Origin of the sequence: Microbacterium sp. SS28, from assembly GCF_022761035.1 — a bacterium.
Classification (GTDB): Bacteria; Actinomycetota; Actinomycetes; order Actinomycetales; family Microbacteriaceae; genus Microbacterium.
Window position 1 is genome coordinate 105462 of record NZ_JAKWJP010000005.1, and the last position, 16160, is coordinate 121621.

16 protein-coding genes and 1 pseudogene are annotated in these 16160 nt (G+C 66.9%); 11 read left to right on the forward strand and 6 right to left on the reverse strand.

The genetic code is table 11. From position 1 onward, the window contains the following. Nucleotide 1: 1 nt before the first annotated feature. Nucleotides 2-712 (forward strand): TetR/AcrR family transcriptional regulator, encoded by a 711-nt coding sequence (locus tag MJ607_RS14650; RefSeq protein ID WP_243076348.1) that lies wholly within the window; start codon nucleotides 2-4, stop codon nucleotides 710-712. 25 nt (nucleotides 713-737) lie between these two features. Here MJ607_RS14650 and MJ607_RS14655 read toward each other — a convergent pair whose 3' ends face one another. Then, complete coding sequence (locus tag MJ607_RS14655) at nucleotides 738-1673, reverse strand: SDR family NAD(P)-dependent oxidoreductase (RefSeq protein WP_243076349.1); 936 nt, start codon at nucleotides 1671-1673, stop codon at nucleotides 738-740. A 171-nt stretch (nucleotides 1674-1844) separates the two neighbouring features. Between MJ607_RS14655 and MJ607_RS14660 the strand changes: the two genes are divergently transcribed. Together MJ607_RS14660 and MJ607_RS14665 are read left to right on the forward strand one after the other, a co-directional pair. Then, nucleotides 1845-3479 (forward strand): NAD(P)/FAD-dependent oxidoreductase, encoded by a 1635-nt coding sequence (locus MJ607_RS14660; protein ID WP_243076350.1) that lies wholly within the window; start codon nucleotides 1845-1847, stop codon nucleotides 3477-3479. Continuing rightward, entirely contained in the window at nucleotides 3479-3784 is a 306-nt protein-coding gene (locus MJ607_RS14665; protein WP_243076351.1) for a DUF4286 family protein, read from the forward strand. Before MJ607_RS14660 ends, MJ607_RS14665 begins: the two co-directional genes overlap by 1 nt. A 1-nt stretch (nucleotide 3785) precedes the next feature. Here the strand turns inward: MJ607_RS14665 and MJ607_RS14670 are convergent, their stop codons facing one another. Next, nucleotides 3786-3995, reverse strand: a complete 210-nt coding sequence (locus MJ607_RS14670; protein WP_243076352.1) for a hypothetical protein — start codon at nucleotides 3993-3995, stop codon at nucleotides 3786-3788. Nucleotides 3996-4501: 506 nt separating this feature from the next. Between MJ607_RS14670 and MJ607_RS14675 the strand changes: the two genes are divergently transcribed. The 6 genes from MJ607_RS14675 (at nucleotide 4502) to MJ607_RS14700 (ending at nucleotide 11767) form a co-directional block, all read left to right on the forward strand. Next, a complete protein-coding gene (locus MJ607_RS14675) occupies nucleotides 4502-5929 on the forward strand; it encodes an MFS transporter (protein ID WP_243076353.1) in 1428 nt (475 codons plus the stop codon). A 237-nt stretch (nucleotides 5930-6166) separates the two neighbouring features. After that, nucleotides 6167-7162 carry an ABC transporter permease gene (locus tag MJ607_RS14680; protein WP_243076354.1) on the forward strand — a complete coding sequence of 332 codons (996 nt, stop codon included), beginning with the start codon at nucleotides 6167-6169 and terminating at the stop codon, nucleotides 7160-7162. Beyond that, nucleotides 7159-8064: an ABC transporter permease gene (locus MJ607_RS14685; RefSeq protein ID WP_243076355.1), complete on the forward strand. Its 906-nt coding sequence runs from the start codon at nucleotides 7159-7161 to the stop codon at nucleotides 8062-8064. The genes MJ607_RS14680 and MJ607_RS14685 overlap by 4 nt, the downstream gene beginning before the upstream one ends. Nucleotides 8065-8293: 229 nt before the next feature. Then, nucleotides 8294-9718, forward strand: coding sequence for an ABC transporter substrate-binding protein (locus MJ607_RS14690; protein WP_243076356.1), 1425 nt, complete (start codon nucleotides 8294-8296; stop codon nucleotides 9716-9718). Nucleotides 9719-9792: 74 nt separating this feature from the next. Next, on the forward strand, nucleotides 9793-10797 hold the full coding sequence (locus MJ607_RS14695) for an ABC transporter ATP-binding protein (RefSeq protein WP_243076357.1): 1005 nt from the start codon (nucleotides 9793-9795) through the stop codon (nucleotides 10795-10797). Continuing rightward, nucleotides 10778-11767, forward strand: coding sequence for an ABC transporter ATP-binding protein (locus MJ607_RS14700; protein ID WP_243076358.1), 990 nt, complete (start codon nucleotides 10778-10780; stop codon nucleotides 11765-11767). Before MJ607_RS14695 ends, MJ607_RS14700 begins: the two co-directional genes overlap by 20 nt. A 69-nt stretch (nucleotides 11768-11836) precedes the next feature. On the opposite strand, the gene MJ607_RS14705 is transcribed toward MJ607_RS14700, so the two are convergent. Continuing rightward, nucleotides 11837-12385, reverse strand: coding sequence for an isochorismatase family protein (locus MJ607_RS14705; RefSeq protein ID WP_243076359.1), 549 nt, complete (start codon nucleotides 12383-12385; stop codon nucleotides 11837-11839). 21 nt (nucleotides 12386-12406) lie between these two features. Beyond that, complete coding sequence (locus tag MJ607_RS14710) at nucleotides 12407-13423, reverse strand: zinc-binding dehydrogenase (protein WP_243076360.1); 1017 nt, start codon at nucleotides 13421-13423, stop codon at nucleotides 12407-12409. 112 nt (nucleotides 13424-13535) lie between these two features. Between MJ607_RS14710 and MJ607_RS14715 the strand changes: the two genes are divergently transcribed. Together MJ607_RS14715 and MJ607_RS14720 are read left to right on the forward strand one after the other, a co-directional pair. Beyond that, a complete protein-coding gene (locus tag MJ607_RS14715; RefSeq protein ID WP_243076361.1) occupies nucleotides 13536-14462 on the forward strand; it encodes a LacI family DNA-binding transcriptional regulator in 927 nt (308 codons plus the stop codon). Nucleotides 14463-14508: 46 nt separating this feature from the next. Beyond that, nucleotides 14509-14756, forward strand: a pseudogene (locus MJ607_RS14720) (transposase); the annotation flags it as partial. Nucleotides 14757-14790: 34 nt separating this feature from the next. On the opposite strand, the gene MJ607_RS14725 reads toward MJ607_RS14720, so the two are convergent. Beyond that, nucleotides 14791-15810 carry a LacI family DNA-binding transcriptional regulator gene (locus tag MJ607_RS14725; protein WP_243076362.1) on the reverse strand — a complete coding sequence of 340 codons (1020 nt, stop codon included), beginning with the start codon at nucleotides 15808-15810 and terminating at the stop codon, nucleotides 14791-14793. After that, entirely contained in the window at nucleotides 15803-16156 is a 354-nt protein-coding gene (locus MJ607_RS14730; RefSeq protein WP_243076699.1) for a LacI family DNA-binding transcriptional regulator, read from the reverse strand. Before MJ607_RS14730 ends, MJ607_RS14725 begins: the two co-directional genes overlap by 8 nt. Nucleotides 16157-16160 lie beyond the last annotated feature (4 nt).

A 16160-nucleotide genomic window follows, 5' to 3' on the forward strand; every position in this document is an offset into this window, starting at 1 on the left:
CATGTCTCAATCCGTCGCGGATCGCGCTCCGCGCACGTCCGCTCGAAAGTCCTCCGGTGATCGCAGAAACGTGCGCGGCGAGGCCACTCGGCAGCTGATCCTCGCCGCGGCAGAGCGCCTGTTCGCCGAGCACGGGATTTCAGCGGTTCCGCTCAGAGACATCGGGATCGAGGCGGGCCAGAAGAACCACGCGGCCGTCCAATACCACTTCGGTGACCGAGAAGGCGTCGTCAAGGCGCTGATGGAGTTTCGCGGCGCCGAGAGCGAATCGGTACGGACCGACATCGTGACCGGGCTCATGGCGGGTGGCACGGTTCCCGTCGTAGCCGACGTCGTGGGCGCCTTCGTACGGCCGCTCGCCGTGCACCTCGGACCCGACAACCACTACCTCGCCTTCCTGTCGCTGCTCATTACCGAACAGGGCGGCTACGAAGGACTGGGCGGCGACGTGCACACGGGAGCATCCGTCATCTCACTGCGGGCGCTGCTCGGGCGGCTCGTGCCGGACGTTCCCGAGGAAGTGCTCGACGAACGCTGGATCGTGACGCTCACGAGCGCCGTTCACGCGCTCGCCAGATATCAGGCGGCGCAGTTGCGGCGCGCCCAGCGCGCGAAGCTCGACGTGCTCATCGTCGACCTCATCGCCTACCTCAGCGCCGGGCTCGTCGCCCCGCTCGTGACGGGCGACCCGCGCGTCGCGATCACAGACTGATCCAGCGACGCGCGGGGATCGCGCGTCAGATCAGGTGGGCCATGAAGCGCGAGGACCAGTCGTTGAGGCTCGCCGGCACGTAGTAGCCGTCCTGTTCGTTGATCTCGTCCCAGTTCTCGGAGACCTCCTCGACGGTGGGCGTGCCGTCGGACAGCCAGCCCGGCGTGATGCCGAGGAACCAGCGCGAGAACCGCTTGCCGCCCGCGACGAGAATGTCGCCGTTGACCGGGCACGACTCATGGGCGAGGAGCGCGACCATGGGCGACACGAGGCCCGTCTCCATCGCCTGGGCGCGGGCCGCATCCGCCGGCGACGCCGTCACGATGTTCGGCTTGACTGCCGACTCGCTCGGGCGCGTGATCGCGTTCGGAGCGATCGCGTTGACCAGGATGCCCTTCGGGGCCGCCGAGACGGCGAGGCTCCGCGTGAAGCCGATCAGCGCGCCCTTCGCCGTCGCGTACGCGAGGTTGTCGGCGAGGCCCAGCATCCCCGTCGAAACGGTGGTGATGACGCGGCCGTAGCCCTGCGCCTCGAAGTGCGGCCACGCGGCCCGGGTCGTGTGCCATGTGCCGCGGAGGTGCACGTCGAGCGTGCGCTCGAGGTTGTCGGCATCCGCCTCCGGGAAGGTCGCCCAGCGCGAGATGCCCGCGTTGTTCACCAGAATGTCGACGCGGCCGAACTCACGTACCGCCTTCTCGACGAGGGCGTGGCAGTTCGCCTCGATGCCAATGTCGCTCGCGTCCGCGATCGCCTCGCCGCCGGCGGCCACGATCTCGGCCACGACGTCGTTGGCCGGTCCGGTGTCGTTCCCGACGCCCTCCTTCGAGCCGCCGAAGTCATTGACAACGACCTTGGCACCCCGCGAGGCGAGCAGGAGCGCGTGCGCGCGGCCCAGACCCCGACCGGCGCCGGTCACGATCGCGACGCGTCCGTCGAAGCGGAGCTCAGTTGCTGCGTTCATCATTCTCCTTTGAAGTCAGGTACACAGTTTTCATCATCTGTGCCGAGTTGAGGCCATGAGCCCCACCGGGAATCTTACTCGCAGATCGGCCGAACGATTGGTTTTTTTGAGCGAGTGTGCTTATCTTTTGGTGATGGTCATTTGACCAGAGCGTGAATCGGAGCGAGCCGCATGACGAGCAGGACGGACAACGACGTCGACGTCGAGGTACTGGTGATCGGAGCCGGCGTGGTCGGCATCTACGCCCTCTACCGGGCAATCGAGGCGGGCTTCACCGCCCAGACGCTCGAAGCGGGGGACGGCATCGGAGGGGTCTGGTACTGGAACAGGTATCCCGCGGCGCGGTTCGACTCCGAGAGCTACACCTACGGCTACATCTTCTCGAAGGAGCTCTTCGACGAGTGGAAGTGGGACGAGGAGTTCGCGACCCAGCCCGAGATCGAGCGCTACCTGAACCACGTCGTCGACCGCTTCGCGCTGCGTCAGCACATCCGCACCGGGCAGCGCGTCGTCTCGGCGGTCTGGAACGAGGACGACAGCCTGTGGCAGGTCACGACCGAAGCGGGCGAGACGATCCGCGCACGCTGGGTGATCTCAGCGACCGGCGGCCTCTCGGTGCCCCACTACCCCGAGATCGATGGCATCGACGACTTCCAGGGCGAGGGCCACCACACGGGAGCCTGGCCGCACGAGCAGCTCGACTTCACGGGCAAGCGCGTGGCCATCATCGGCAATGGGCCCAGTGGCGCGCAGATCCTGCCCGCGATCGTCGACATCGTCGAGCAGGTCGACCTTTACCAGCGGACGCCCACCTGGACGACTCCGCTCAACAACGCGCCGATGAGCGACGAGAAGCGCGCGTGGCTGAGCGAGAACTTCGAGATGGTCGTGCGGACACTCACCAAGAGCCCGACCGGATTCATGCACCCGCCCGCCGGCAAGTTCTCGACCGAGGACTCCGCCGAAGAGCGCCAGGCCTTCTACGAGGAGATCTGGAAGGCCCCCGGGTTCGGCAAGCTCACGTCGAACTACTACGACATGACGACGAACCGCGAGGTCAACCTCGAGTTCTGCGACTTCCTCGCCCGCAAGGTCCGCAGCATCGTGAAGGATCCGGTGACGGCCGAGCGCCTCATCCCGAAGGATCACCTCTTCGGCGCCAAGCGCCCGCCATTCATCGCGGACTACTACGAATCGTTCAACAAGCCGAACGCGTCGCTCGTCGCGCTGCGCGAAACGCCGATCGTGCGCGTCGACGCGACGGGGATCGAGACGACCGAAGGCCACCGCGACTACGACATCATCGTCTACGCGACCGGCTTCGACTTCGGCACCGGCGCCCTGACTCGCATGGGCATCACGGGCCGCGAAGGGCTGGACCTCAGCACGGACTGGGAGGACGGCCCCTTCGACTTCGCCGGCTTCGCTGCGCACCGACTGCCGAACTTCTTCTTCCCCGGTGGGCCCCACGGCGCCGGCGGCGGCAACTACCCGCGCTATTCGCAGGATCAGATCGACTGGATCGCGGATGCCCTCATCCACGCCCGTGAGCATGGTTTCGATCGCTTCGAGCCGACCGCCGAGCAGGAGGAGGGGTGGATGACGATGGTCGAGACACTCGCGCCGCAGTCGATCTTCTCCGCCGAGCACAGCCACTACTACGGCGCAAACGTGCAGGGCAAGCCGAAGAAGTTCCTGCTCAACCCAGGAGGCAGAGCGAAGCTGCACGAGATCCTCGACGAGATGACGTCGACGACCGACTTCAACGGCGCACTGGTCGCCTCGCACGAAAGGGTGGCCGTCTGATGGCCGAGCTGCTTCTGACACTGGTCAACCCGGTCGAGGGCCGCGACGACGAGTTCCGCGCCTGGTACTGGGAGACGCACGTCCCCGAGGTGCTGGCGCTGCCGGGGTTCGTGTCCGCGCGGCCCGTGCGCCTTGCCGAGGAGCCCGGCGGCGCGGCGCCCTTCCGCTACGCGACGATTTATGAGGTCGAGGGCTCGGCCGCAGACGCCCGGAACCTGATGTTCACGGCCGGCCTCGGCATGAGCGACTCGATGGATCTGTCCGCCATGATCGTGGCGCCATACGCGGCTCCCGAAGGCGCCTAGCTCAGAGTTCGATGAACCGGAGCCCCTTCACCGCTCTCTGAGTCGTGGAGGGGCTCCGGTTCATCGGCGCGCCCCAGAACTTGGCTCCCGCCAGCACCACGCTGAAGAGAACCGAGACACCTGCGTAGAAGATGATGCGCTCGTCTCGGGTGGCGAGCCACCACGGCGCAACGAACCGCGCTGAGGATCGTCGCTTCGAGAAGTTCGCCACGACGAAACCCTCGGCGCTCGATCGACCTCGGCAACAGATCCCGGCTCCGGGTCGAGCGTACGTGGGCCCCCCTCGTCGTCGATGGAAATAAGTCGCAGTGATTAATTACCGTGAGATATTCGACCTGTCGAGCCCAGACTGCTCTCGAAGCGTGCGCATGGCTGGGTGATCGCATGAGCTGCAGGTTTATGAGCACTACGACCTAGATTTACGCGATCGACTCTTGACACCCACCCATTGCATCCCGCACAATCAGTCTCGTAGTAGAGATCAATCGTTCTCTATTACGGAACATAGGCAACCGGCGAAGAGGCCCTAGCACCGCGTTCCAGCCGGGCAACACGCACGTGACAGACAGCGTCATCCTGCGCACAGACGCAAGCCCACCCACCCCGCCGTCGAACGAGACGGTCGCACGCACCTCCGAAAGGGCAACCATGTCGTCCGAACCAGGGACCTTCACGGCGGCGGTCCGATCCGCCGCCCCGAAGCCATTCGCCTACATCTTGACCGTCCTCATCCTCGCCGCCGTCACGAGCTCGTTCGAATCGACGATGATGTACACCGCGCTTCCGAGCCTCGAAGAGGGATTCGGCGTCGACATCAGCGCGGCGAGTTGGGTGCTCACCGGCTTCCTGCTCGTCGGGGCGGCATCCGCGGCGATCGCGGGACGACTGGGAGACGTCTTCGGGCGCAAGCGCGTCCTGCTCGTCCTGCTCATCGCCTCGGTGTTCGGCTCTGTCATCAGCCTGGCCATCCCCACCATCGGCGGCGTGATCCTCGGACGGGCGATCCAGGGCGTGGCCGGCGGCATCATCCCGCTGGCGTTCGGCATCATCCGTGAGCACGTCAACAAGAAGAACCTCTCGATCGCGATCGCCGTGACCGCGGGTGCGGCCATGCTGGCCGGCGCCGGTGGCAACCTCGTCTCCGGCTACATCGTCGAGTTCGCGGGATGGCACTGGATATTCGTCGTCTCGGGCGTGCTGACGCTCCTCACGACCATCCTCGCGATCTGGCTGCCCGGATCGATCCGCACTGGCGCACGCGACCGCATCGACTGGCTGGGCGGCATCCTGTTCGCCCCCGCCATCGGTCTCATCCTCTTCGGAATCAACGTGTCGACTGGACTCGGCTGGGCATCCCCCGTCGTGTGGACGATGATGGGCGTCGGCCTCGTACTGCTCGCGTTCTGGGCGATCTGGGAGTACCGACAGAAGACGCCGATGGTGAACGTGCGCTACTTCGCTCAGCGCAACCTCGGACTCACCTACCTGATCACGGCGCTCACCGGCTTCGGACTCGGCGGAGCCGGCTACCTCGGTCAGCTCATCATGCAGTACCCGACGGCGGCGCCTGTCGGCTTCGGGGTCGCGCCCGGCGCGGCTGGCCTGACCTCGTTCTGCATCGGTCTCTTCGGCTTCCTGCTCTCGCCGCTGGCCGGTCGGATCGCTCGTGGCGGTCGCGCGAAGACGTCGTTCATCATCTCGGCGGTCGCAGGCATCATCGCCGCGATCCTCACTGCGCTGTCGGCCACGGTCTGGGATTCGTTCCCCGCGTTCATCTTCAGCCAGGTCATCCTGACGATCTCGACCGCGTTCCTTCTCTCGTCGATCCCGCTGCTCGTGGTCGAAGGCTCCGCGGCCAAGAACACGAGTGAGGCAACCGGCATCTCGACGGTCATCCAGACCGCGTCCTCCGGCATCGGCACCAGCGTCACCGCGGCGATCCTCGGGGTGTTCGCGGTGCAGCTCACGGAGCACTTCGCTCCCAGCAGCGAGATCGGCTACATCATCATCTTCGCCGTCACTGCGGTACTGACGGGCATCGCACTCGTGGCTTCGCTCTTCCTCAAGCGCACGCCGAGCATCGCAGCAGATGAGGCCGACGATGCTTCCGCCGACGATATCGAGGCGCCCATCCTCGTCCACTGATCCAGCACGACGACGAGGTCCGTGCGCATCCTCACGATCCGGGTGCGCACGGCCCCCGCCACCCATTCCGAGCGCTGATTCGGCCCCGAGGCGTGCACCCGTCCGGTGCGGCTGCGAGATTCCGGCACTCGGGCACTCTCCGCGACCGCGACGACGAAGGAGTCACCGTGCGCACAGCACACCCCACCCATCGCCGGGCCCGTGCGGCTTCCGCACTCACCGATGCGAGGTCGAGCGATGCTGCCTAACGTTCTGCGGCGCGTCGGATACGCGCTCCTGGTGATCCTGCTGGTGACGTTCATGACCAGCGTGCTGATGAGCCTTGCGCCGGGCTCGATCGCCGAGATCATCCTCGGCGAGGGAGCGACGCCTGAGAGTATCGCCGCCCTCAATGCGTCGCTCGGCCTCGATCGGCCGGTCATCGTCCAGTACCTCGACTGGCTCCTGCACGCCATCCAAGGTGACCTCGGAGTGTCCCCGATCACCCACATCCCAGTGACCGAGGCGATCATGCAGCGACTCCCGGTCACATTGGAGCTCGCCGTGCTGGCGCTGCTCATCTCGCTCATCATCGCTGTCCCGCTCGCGGTGATCTCGGCGGCGCTTCCGGACAGCGCGCTCGATCGGGGCATCAACGCGCTCACCTCTGTCTTCCTCGCTGTCCCCGCCTTCGTCGCGGGACCCGTGCTCATCTTCTTCTTCGCCGTGACGTTCAATCTCTTCCCCGCGCTGGGCTGGGTTCCGCTCAGCGACGGACTCGGTCCGAACCTGCGGTCGGCGTTCCTGCCGGCCCTTGCGGCCGCACTCGTCGAGATCGCCGCCTTCCATCGCGTGCTGCGCGGCGATCTGATCGGGACGCTCCGCGAGGACTTCGTCGGCGCGGCACGGGCAAAGGGCATGAGCGGGTCATATGTGATGTTCCGGCACGCCTTCCGACCCTCGTCGTTCTCGCTGCTGACGATCTCGGGCCTGAGTCTTGCCCGCCTCATCGGCGGCACGATCATCGTCGAGACGCTGTTCGTCCTGCCCGGGCTCGGGCAGCTCCTCGCGACCTCCATCGTGCAGCGGGACGTCATCACTGTGCAGGGCATCGTCGCATTCATCGCCGTCGCGTTCGTCGTCATCAACGCCACGGTCGACATCGGCTACGGCCTGATCGATCCGCGGGTGCGCAAGGCGCCCACGGCGAAGAAGCCCGCCCACGCCTCTACACGGAAGGTGGCGACCGCGTGACGATCTCCACGACCAGCCTCTCAACCCTCCGCAGCAAGCGGTTCCGCGAGACGCGCACCGGCGCCCCGCAGATCGCGGCGGCCAAGCGGCAGTGGTCCGTTCTGGTGTGGTTCTCCTACTTCTGGATGATCCTCGTCGTCGCGCTGGCCGTCCTCGCCCCGTTTCTCCCGATCGCGCCGTACGACGCCGTAGTCGGAGCGCCGCGCCAGCCCCCGCAGTGGGGACCGGTCGACCTGCTTCTCGGCACCGATCAGGTCGGGCGATCGATGCTCTCGCGGATCATCTACGGCGGACAGGTCTCGCTCGTCGTCGGCTCGGCATCCGCGGTCGGCGCTGTCCTGGCCGGCACGTTCCTCGGCCTGCTCGCGGGGTTCTACCGCAAGGGCGCCGATTGGGTGATCTCGCTCGTGGCGGACGTGCTCCTCTCGTTCCCGGCGCTCGTTCTGCTCATGGCCATCACCGCGGTCTTCTCTCCCAGCATCCCCGTCCTGCTTATCGGGCTGGCCCTCGCCAGCACGCCCACCTTCATCCGGCTCGCGCGCGCCAACACGATGACGTGGTCGAGTCGGGAGTTCGTCCGCGCCGCGCGGAACATGGGCGCCAGCAATACGCGGATCCTCGTGCGCGAGATCCTCCCGAACGTCATCCCTTCCCTCGCCGCCTACCTTCCGCTGGTCATCGCGGCCCTCATCGTCGCGGAGGGCTCACTGAGCTTCCTCGGGCTCGGCGTCCCCCCGCCCACTCCCAGTTGGGGCGGAATGATCAGCGCCGGCGCGGCCGACCTGCGGACCTCTCCGTACATGGTTTTTGTGCCCGCAGCCACGCTGTTCCTCACCGTCTTCGCCCTGAACCAGGCCGGGGAGCACTTGAGACTTCGGTTCGACCGCACAATGCGGGACTGACCCCGTTCCACTCGCCCCTCCAGAGAGCCGCTCCACCGATCCGCGCACACCGCAGGTCGTTCCACCAAGAGAAGAAAGGCCCATTGTGATTTCGAGGAAGAGATTCGCAATCGTCGCGGCGGCAACCGCGACGATCCTTGCCCTGGCCGGCTGCGCCAGTGGCGGAGAGGACTCGCCGGCGGCTGCGCCGGAAGGCGGCGGAGAGCCCACCCCCGGCGGCACCCTCCGCGTGCTGGAACAGGCCCAGCCGACAGGCTTCGACCCGGTCCAGGTCTTCAGCTCCACCTCCATGCCCGTCACCTACAGCGCGCTGTACGGTCAGTTCCTCGTGCCGGACCCCGATACGGGCGTGTACGAATGCGGACTCTGCGAGTCGTTCACGACCGAGGACGGCGGTGCGACCTGGGAGGTCGTCACCCGCGAAGGCCTGACCTTCACGGACGGCACAGCCTTCGACGCCGAGGCGATCAAGTACAACTGGGATCGCATCAAGGACCCGGCGAACGGATCCGCGAGCGCCGGCATCGCCAGCCAGATCGACCACATCGAGATCGTCGACGAACGCACTGCGAAGATCGTCATGGTCGTGCCCAACCCGGGCTTCATGGGCCTGATGCCGATCTACGCGCTGCAGTGGATCGCATCGCCGACGGCGCTCGAGAAGGGGACGGAGGAGTTCAACAAGAACCCCATCGGTGCCGGCCCATTCGTCTTCGACAGCTGGATCCCGAACGGAGTCGTCAAGCTCACGAAGAACCCCGACTACTACGACGCCCCGCGCCCGTATCTCGACGCCCTCGAGATCCAGGGAGTGCCCGACAACGCACAGCGTCTCAACGCGCTGATCTCGGGCGGCGCCGACCTCATCATGAACAGCGACGCATCGATCTTCGCCGAAGGCACGGCCGCCGGGTTCATCGAGACCAACTACACCTTCAATGGTGGCATCGGCTTCATGCTCAACACCTCCAAGCCGCCGTTCGACGACATCCGCGCGCGCAACGCGCTCGCCTATGCATTGGATCTCGAGCAGCTGTCGGATGCTGTCACCAAGGGGTATCCCTCGGTTCCCGAGACGCTGTTCACCGAGGATTCGCCGTTCTACGCGGACATCCCCCTGCAGACCCACGACGCGAAGAAGGCGCAGAAGCTGTTCGACGAGCTCGCAGCCGAGGGAACGCCGGTCGAGTTCGCCTACACGGTCTTCCCCGGGCCGGGTCAGACGGTCTTCGACGCCCTGCAGGCCCAGCTGAGCACCTACGAGAACGTCACCGTCACCGCGGACCAGCGAGACACCTCCGAGCAGGGCGTGGTCGGCACCACGGGCGACTACCAGGCGCTCACCTCGTCGCTCGCGTTCAGCGATCCGGCCTCCCGCCTGTGGGCAACGCTCCACGGCGATGCCGAGCGGACGAACTACTCCAGGATCGATGACCCCGAGCTCAACGAAGCACTCGATGCCGCGGTGGCCGCCACCGACGTCGAGGAGCAGAAGAAGCACTGGGCGACCGTGCAGGAACTGCTGGCCGAACTCGACCCGTACATCCTCTACCAGCAGTTCTTCAACGGCACGCTGAGCACCGACAAGGTGAACGGGATCGTCATGTACGGCTACACCACCCCTGCCGCGGCCAACCTCTGGCTCCAGCAGTGACCGGCGGGATGCCGCGGGGCGCGAGCCCCGCGGCATCCCCTCTCGCACCCACCACCACGAAAGAAGCAGCAGCGATGAACGACGCAACGCTCCTGGAGGTCAACGATCTCCACGCGCACATCGGTTCCCCGCGAGGCGTGGTCAAGGCCGTCGACGGCGTCTCATTCGACCTTCGGCACGGCGCGGCGCTCGGCATCGTCGGAGAATCCGGCTCCGGAAAGTCCGTCATGGCGCGAGCGGTGATGGGCCTGATGCCGCCCCGGTCCGATTGCACTGGGGAGGTGCTGTTCCACGGCAGAAACCTCCTGACGCTCACCAAGAAGGAGCTGCGCGCCATCTGGGGGAAGCAGATCGCCATGGTCTTCCAGGACCCGGGCAGATCTCTCAACCCCGTCGTGCGCGTCGACCGGCAGCTGACCGAAGGGATGCGCCAACACCTCGGCATCTCGAAGTCGGAGGCGCTCACCCGGGCGCTCGGACTGCTCACCGAGGTCGGCGTCCCCGACCCGGAGCGGCGGCTGCGCGCATATCCCCACGAGCTCTCCGGCGGGATGCGACAGCGCGTCATGATCGCGGTCGCGCTCGCGTGCGAGCCAGAGCTCCTCATCGCGGACGAGCCGACCACGGCGCTCGACGTGACCATCCAACGGCAGGTGCTCGACCTCCTCCGGCGGATCCAGGCCGAGCGCAGCATGTCGCTCATGCTCATCTCGCACGACCTGCACGTGGTCGCGGGCCGCACCGATCGCGTCGCGGTCATGTACGCGGGACGACTCGCCGAGACGGGCGCGAGCCGGACCGTGTTCGACGATCCTCGTCACCGCTACACCTCGGCGCTCCTCGCGGCCACGCCGACGATCGAGCACGAGCGCCACGCGCGCCTCCGTGTCATCCCTGGCTCGCTCCCCTCCCCCACCGATCCCCCCGCAGGCTGCCGGTTTGCTCCGCGCTGCACCGCCACGAGCGATTCATGCCTGACGAGCCAGCCGGCCATGGTGACGATCGACGAAGACCACCGCGTCGCCTGCGCGCACCCGGTGATGACCAAGCAGAAGGAAGGTGAGCTCGTTGGCCGGTAGCGGCAGCGCGCACCTGCGCGGAGACGATGCCATCCTCTCGGTGGATGGACTCGAGGTCGAGTACCACACCTCTCGCGGCACGTTCCAGGCCGTCGCCGGCGTCAGCTTCGATCTGCTTCGAGGCGAGACGCTCGGCATCGTCGGCGAATCGGGCTGCGGAAAGTCGACGACGGGTCGCGCCGTGCTGCGCCTGGACCCCATCGCCGGTGGGCACGTGCGCTACGGCGACGACCTGATCGAGAGCGCCTCGTCGTCGCGGATGCGGGAGCTGCGACGCGAGATGCAGATGATCTTCCAGGATCCGGTCAGCTCGCTCAATCCTCGACGGTCCGTGAAAGAACTGGTCACCGAGGGCCTCGCGATCGGAGGCGTCTCCGCCAAGGAACGGGCGAAGCACGCCCCCGAGCTCCTCGAGCAGGTCGGGCTTCCGAGCGAGCGCTTCGCCGAGATGCTGCCCCGCAAGCTCTCCGGAGGACAGGCCCAGCGCGTAGCCATCGGCCGCGCCCTTGCTGTGCGTCCCGGACTTCTCATCTGCGACGAGCCCGTCTCCGCACTGGACGTCTCGGTTCAGGCGCAGATCATGAATCTGCTCGAGGACCTGAAGGAGAAGTACGACCTCACGATCGTCTTCATCGCGCACGACCTCGGGGTCGTGCGGAGCATCAGCGACAACGTCCTCGTGATGTACCTCGGCAAGACCTGCGAGTTCGGAGATGCGGTCGAGGTATACGACCGCCCAGCACATCCCTACACGCGCGGGCTCCTCGATTCGGTGCCCGCGCCGGACGAGCCTGGCGGGTTCGCCGGCCCGGCGCTGTCGGGCGATCTCCCCTCGCCGCTCAACCCGCCATCGGGCTGCCGCTTCCGCGCACGCTGCCCGATCGCTCAGGACCGTTGCGCGAGTGAAGAGCCGGTGATGCGCGAGGTTCGCCCTGGCCAGTTCGCGGCGTGTCACTTTCCCCTCAACTGATCCGACCCCAAGGGCGGTCGCGCCAGGCATTCTGGCGCGACCGCCCTTCGGCTCTCCGGCAGGCCGCCTTCAGTCGCCGAGGGCGGCCAGGATCTCGTCCGTGGTCGCGACCTGCGCCATCATCGGGAAGATTCGCTGGATGCTGTTCTCGTGCGTCTCGGCCCGGAGGTCGGTGACGGCATCCGATGCGATCACGAGCTCGTACCCGAGATCGCGCGCCTCGCGAGCGGTCGACTCGACGCCGATGCTCGTGGCGACACCGGTCAGAACCAGGCGCGTGATGCCGTGGTCGCACAGCATACGGTCGAGCCCCGTGCCTGAGAACGCGCTCCAGGCCGGCCTCGTCACCACGATGTCGTCCGGGTGCATATCCAGCAGGGCTAGCGGCTCGCGGAACCCTTCCGGCTCCGGGCGCTCGGTTTGCCCATCCGTGGCGGGACGGGTGAGGGCGAACGCCGCGATCGCGACAGGGGCTCCGTGACGGCGGAAGGCCTCCGCGAGTTCGGCGGCACGCTCGGCGACGGCGTCGAACGGGGTGAAGAAGGGGTTCCCGGAGGTCCCCCGCTGGAGGTCGACGACGACCAGCGCGGTATTGGCGAGGGGTGCGGTCACAGCCATCGTGCGCTCCTTGGGTCTGGGTCAGTCGAAGGTGACGACGATCTTGTCGGCCGCGCCCGGGGTCTTGGCGAGCTGCAGCGCCTCGAGGGAATCCTCGAACGGGAGCGTGTGGCTCACGATGAGCGCGTACTTCTCCCAGTTCTGGATGATGTCGTCGGTGACCTCGAAGATCTCGGACGGGTAGCCCATCGACCAGACGAGGTTCAGCTCACTCGTGAGGATCGAACCGAAGTCGAGCTCGACCGGCTTCTTGTGCACCGCGACGACACCGAACGTCGCGCCGTGCTTGGCCATGCCGGTGATGAGCTTCGGGACGACGGGCGCGCCGGCCGCGTCGAGATAGATGTCTGTGCCGGGACGGATGCCGCGATTCAGCGGGGTCGCGCCGTCGCCGTGCAGTGTGACCAGGCGGGCCGCGACATCTTCCTCAGCAGAGTTGATGACGGCGTCCGCGCCGATCTCGAGCGCGGTCTGCAGGCGACCCGGGACGATGTCGACGACCACGATGTGCGAGACGCCGCGGCGGCGGTAGCCCAGCACAGCGCCGAGGCCGATCGGGCCGGCACCGAACACGACGACCTTGTCACCCGGCTTCGGGGCGGTGCGGTTCACGGCGTGGTACGCGACGGCCATCGGCTCGTTGAGAGCCGCGACGTGCCACGGGATGTGATCGGGGATGACCCGCAGCTGACGTCCGGGAGCGGCATCCCGAACCACCACGTACTCGGAGAACGCGCCCTGTGCGCCGCCCGAGCCGAGCAGCCCGTCGGTGAACGCCATCGTGTCGATCACTACGTGGTCGCCGACCACGACGCCCGCGACGTCTGCACCGACCTCGACCACCTCGGCTGCCGGCTCGTGACCGAGCGGCGTTGCGCCGATGCGGGGCGGGATGCCGCCGTTGTGCGAATACATCGCGTCCGAGCCGCAGATGCCGCACGCCTTGATCTTCAGCAGCACGTCGGCCGCGCCGATCGTGGGGGTCTCGATGTCGACCCAGGCTTCGGTGTCAGGACCGGTGACGTAGACCGACTTCATGGCGATGCTCCTCGTGGTGGATGTCCCAGCGGACGCCGGGCGGGGCCGGCATCCGAAATCACTAAATCGAATTAGTTGACGCTACCGTAGATTCCTGGGAGAAGGGAAGAGCATGCCGGAACGTCGCGCGACACTGAAGGACGTCGCCCGTGCCAGCGGCGTCTCGACCGCGACAGTCAGCTTCGTGCTGAACGAGACTCCCGGTCAGACCCTGCCCCCGGCGACCCAAGAGCGTGTGCGCGCCGCCGCCGCCGCCCTCGGCTACCAGCCTCACGGTCTCGCGCGGGCGCTTCGCGAGGGCAAGAGCCGGATCGTCCTGCTGGCCATCGGAGGCCTGCGAGGCGGGCGCAGCCTCGAGGGCTTCATCCAGGGCATCAGCGGCGAGCTGCACGCGCACGGCTACGGGCTCTTGGTCTATCCCGGCGCCGCGAGCGACCCCGGTCACGCCGATCTGGTGCGCGACCTGCGCCCGCACGCGGTCATCGACCTCGCACGCATCTACACGACTGGCGGCGACATCGACGACGGAGGCTGGGTCGACGGCGTCGCGGCGCACACACTAACCCAGATCGGGCACCTCGCAGAGCGCGGGCACCGCACGATCGCGTTCGCCCTCCCCGCCGAGCCCGACCTGGACGGTCTTGCAGCACTGCGCCAGCGGTTTGCCGAGGAGTCCGGCCGCCGCCTCGGGGTCGACGGAATGAGCACGATCCGTCTCTCAGCCGATCCGGAAGAGGCTTGGGACGCTCTCGCGCTGCTGCGCCGCGAGACGCAGGTCACCGCAATCGCCGCTTTCGACGACGAGGTGGCCTTCCGCACTCTCGCCGCGCTCGCCGATCTCGGACTCTCCGCGCCGCACGACCTCGCCGTGATCGGGTTCGACGACAGCCGCTTCGCCGCGGCCTGGCGGCCCGCGCTCACGAGCGTCCGGATCGACGGCGGCATGTTCGGGCGACGAACGGCGCGGACCTTGCTCGGCTACGCACCCGAGGACAGCGACGGCATCGCAGCCACCGTGATGGCGCGCGACACGACGTGACCCCCTGCGGAACGCGTCGCTGACGGTTCATTCGCAATGCGACCGGGAGGAGGTCTGGTCCAACAACCCGATCGAACGCCTCAACCGCGAAATCAAACGCCGCGCCGACGTCGTCCAGACCTTCCCGACCGCGACTCCGTGACCCGCCTGATCGGCGCCGTGCTCCAAGAGCAACACGAGGAATGGCAATACGGCGAACGCCGATACTTCTCCGACACCTCAATGCGCAAGCTCGTCCACATCCTCAGCGAAAACACCGAAGCGGGCCACCCCGAGCTCTTCCTCACTGCCTGACCCGAGTGACACCACGAGATGGGACTTGACCGGGTTATGCGGGCGCCGGACCTGTCGATTCTCGGATGATGAGCTCGGTCACAAGCTCGTGACCGTCTGGCGGCCGACCGTACAGAAGCTGCATCGCGGATCGCCCGATGTCCGCAAGTGGCGCGCGGACGGAGCTGAGGGGTGGATTAGAGAGCTCGGCACTGAATATGTCATCGAACCCGATCACGCTGAGGCGAGCCGGTACGTGAACTCCCTGAGCGTGACAGGCCCGCAATATGCCGTGGGCGACGAGATCGTTGTAGGTCATCACCGCCGTGACGCCGCTCGCGAGCACGCGTGGCAGGACGGCGGCACCCGCATCGACCGATGACCCGGCGGCGGAGAACTCGATGATAGACATTTCGCGGGCGACCGCTTGATCGAAGAGGAACGTCCACCGGGCCGTGTTGATGCGGCCTTCCGGACCGCCGACGTATCCCACCCTTCGGTGGCCCAATGACTCGAGATGCGACAGCGCAGTGAGCAGCCCGAGGGAGATGTCCGGGACGATCGTCGGGATCGCCGCTGACATCAGGTTGGCGCCCACAATCGGTGTGGCCGCGGCGATAGCGGCTAACTGGCCGTCCCCCAGTCGCGAGGCCACTATGACGATCCCATCCACCGAGGACTGGAGGCGCGCGACCACGGCCGCTTCAATTTGCCCTGATGTTTGAGTTTCGGCGATCACGAGCGTGTCACCGTGCTCTCGCACCACCTCTTCGACACCGCGGATGAGCTCGAAGTGCACGGGATTGGTGATGTCGGGCAGGACGAGACCATATGTCCCTGTTCTGCCCGTCGGCAGGGCGCGGGCCATCGGGTTGGGCGTGAACCCGAGTTCGTCGGCGACCGCGCGCACTCTCGCCTCGGTGACCGCGTTTATCCTGCCCGGCTTGTTCAGCGCTCGGGACACGGTGGAGGGGCTGATCTCGAGCCGGGCAGCGATGTCATAGATCGTCGGCCGCCGCGCGGGCCCCAGCGTCGTCGGCCTCTTGGCAGGCACACCTCCCGTTTCGTCAGCCACTGGACAGCTCGAGTCCGGCCTGATCCGTGTCTCGGCGACCTCTCTTCAGGCCCAGCCGCTGCGCCTCTGCGTTCCGCACGAACCCGAGATCCTCGATCGCGCGCTCAATCAGGTCGAAGGCATCCTTCGAGACAAGGTGTGGGTGATTGAAGTATCTGGACACGGTCCCGCGGGAGACGCCTGCTGCTGTCGCAACGTCGCGGATGGTGGCCTTCGACCCGCCGTTCGGCTCGCGTGACCTTCCATGAGATGTCGCCGCGGATTGGCCGTCAACCCACGCAAAAGCCGCATCGACTTTCTCCGAGATCGAAGCGGAGATATCGATTGGTGAGTGCGCGCGTTTCATGTCG

Bases quoted from the DNA above. Each gene is read 5' to 3' on its own strand.
- MJ607_RS14650 (WP_243076348.1), top strand. From the start codon at position 2: ATGTCTCAATCCGTCGCGGATCGCGCTCCGCGCACGTCCGCTCGAAAG.
- MJ607_RS14655 (WP_243076349.1), bottom strand. From the start codon at position 1,673: ATGAACGCAGCAACTGAGCTCCGCTTCGACGGACGCGTCGCGATCGTG.
- MJ607_RS14660 (WP_243076350.1), top strand. From the start codon at position 1,845: ATGACGAGCAGGACGGACAACGACGTCGACGTCGAGGTACTGGTGATC.
- MJ607_RS14665 (WP_243076351.1), top strand. From the start codon at position 3,479: ATGGCCGAGCTGCTTCTGACACTGGTCAACCCGGTCGAGGGCCGCGAC.
- MJ607_RS14680 (WP_243076354.1), top strand. From the start codon at position 6,167: ATGCTGCCTAACGTTCTGCGGCGCGTCGGATACGCGCTCCTGGTGATC.
- MJ607_RS14695 (WP_243076357.1), top strand. From the start codon at position 9,793: ATGAACGACGCAACGCTCCTGGAGGTCAACGATCTCCACGCGCACATC.
- MJ607_RS14705 (WP_243076359.1), bottom strand. From the start codon at position 12,385: ATGGCTGTGACCGCACCCCTCGCCAATACCGCGCTGGTCGTCGTCGAC.
- MJ607_RS14710 (WP_243076360.1), bottom strand. From the start codon at position 13,423: ATGAAGTCGGTCTACGTCACCGGTCCTGACACCGAAGCCTGGGTCGAC.
- MJ607_RS14715 (WP_243076361.1), top strand. From the start codon at position 13,536: ATGCCGGAACGTCGCGCGACACTGAAGGACGTCGCCCGTGCCAGCGGC.
- MJ607_RS14730 (WP_243076699.1), bottom strand. From the start codon at position 16,156: ATGAAACGCGCGCACTCACCAATCGATATCTCCGCTTCGATCTCGGAG.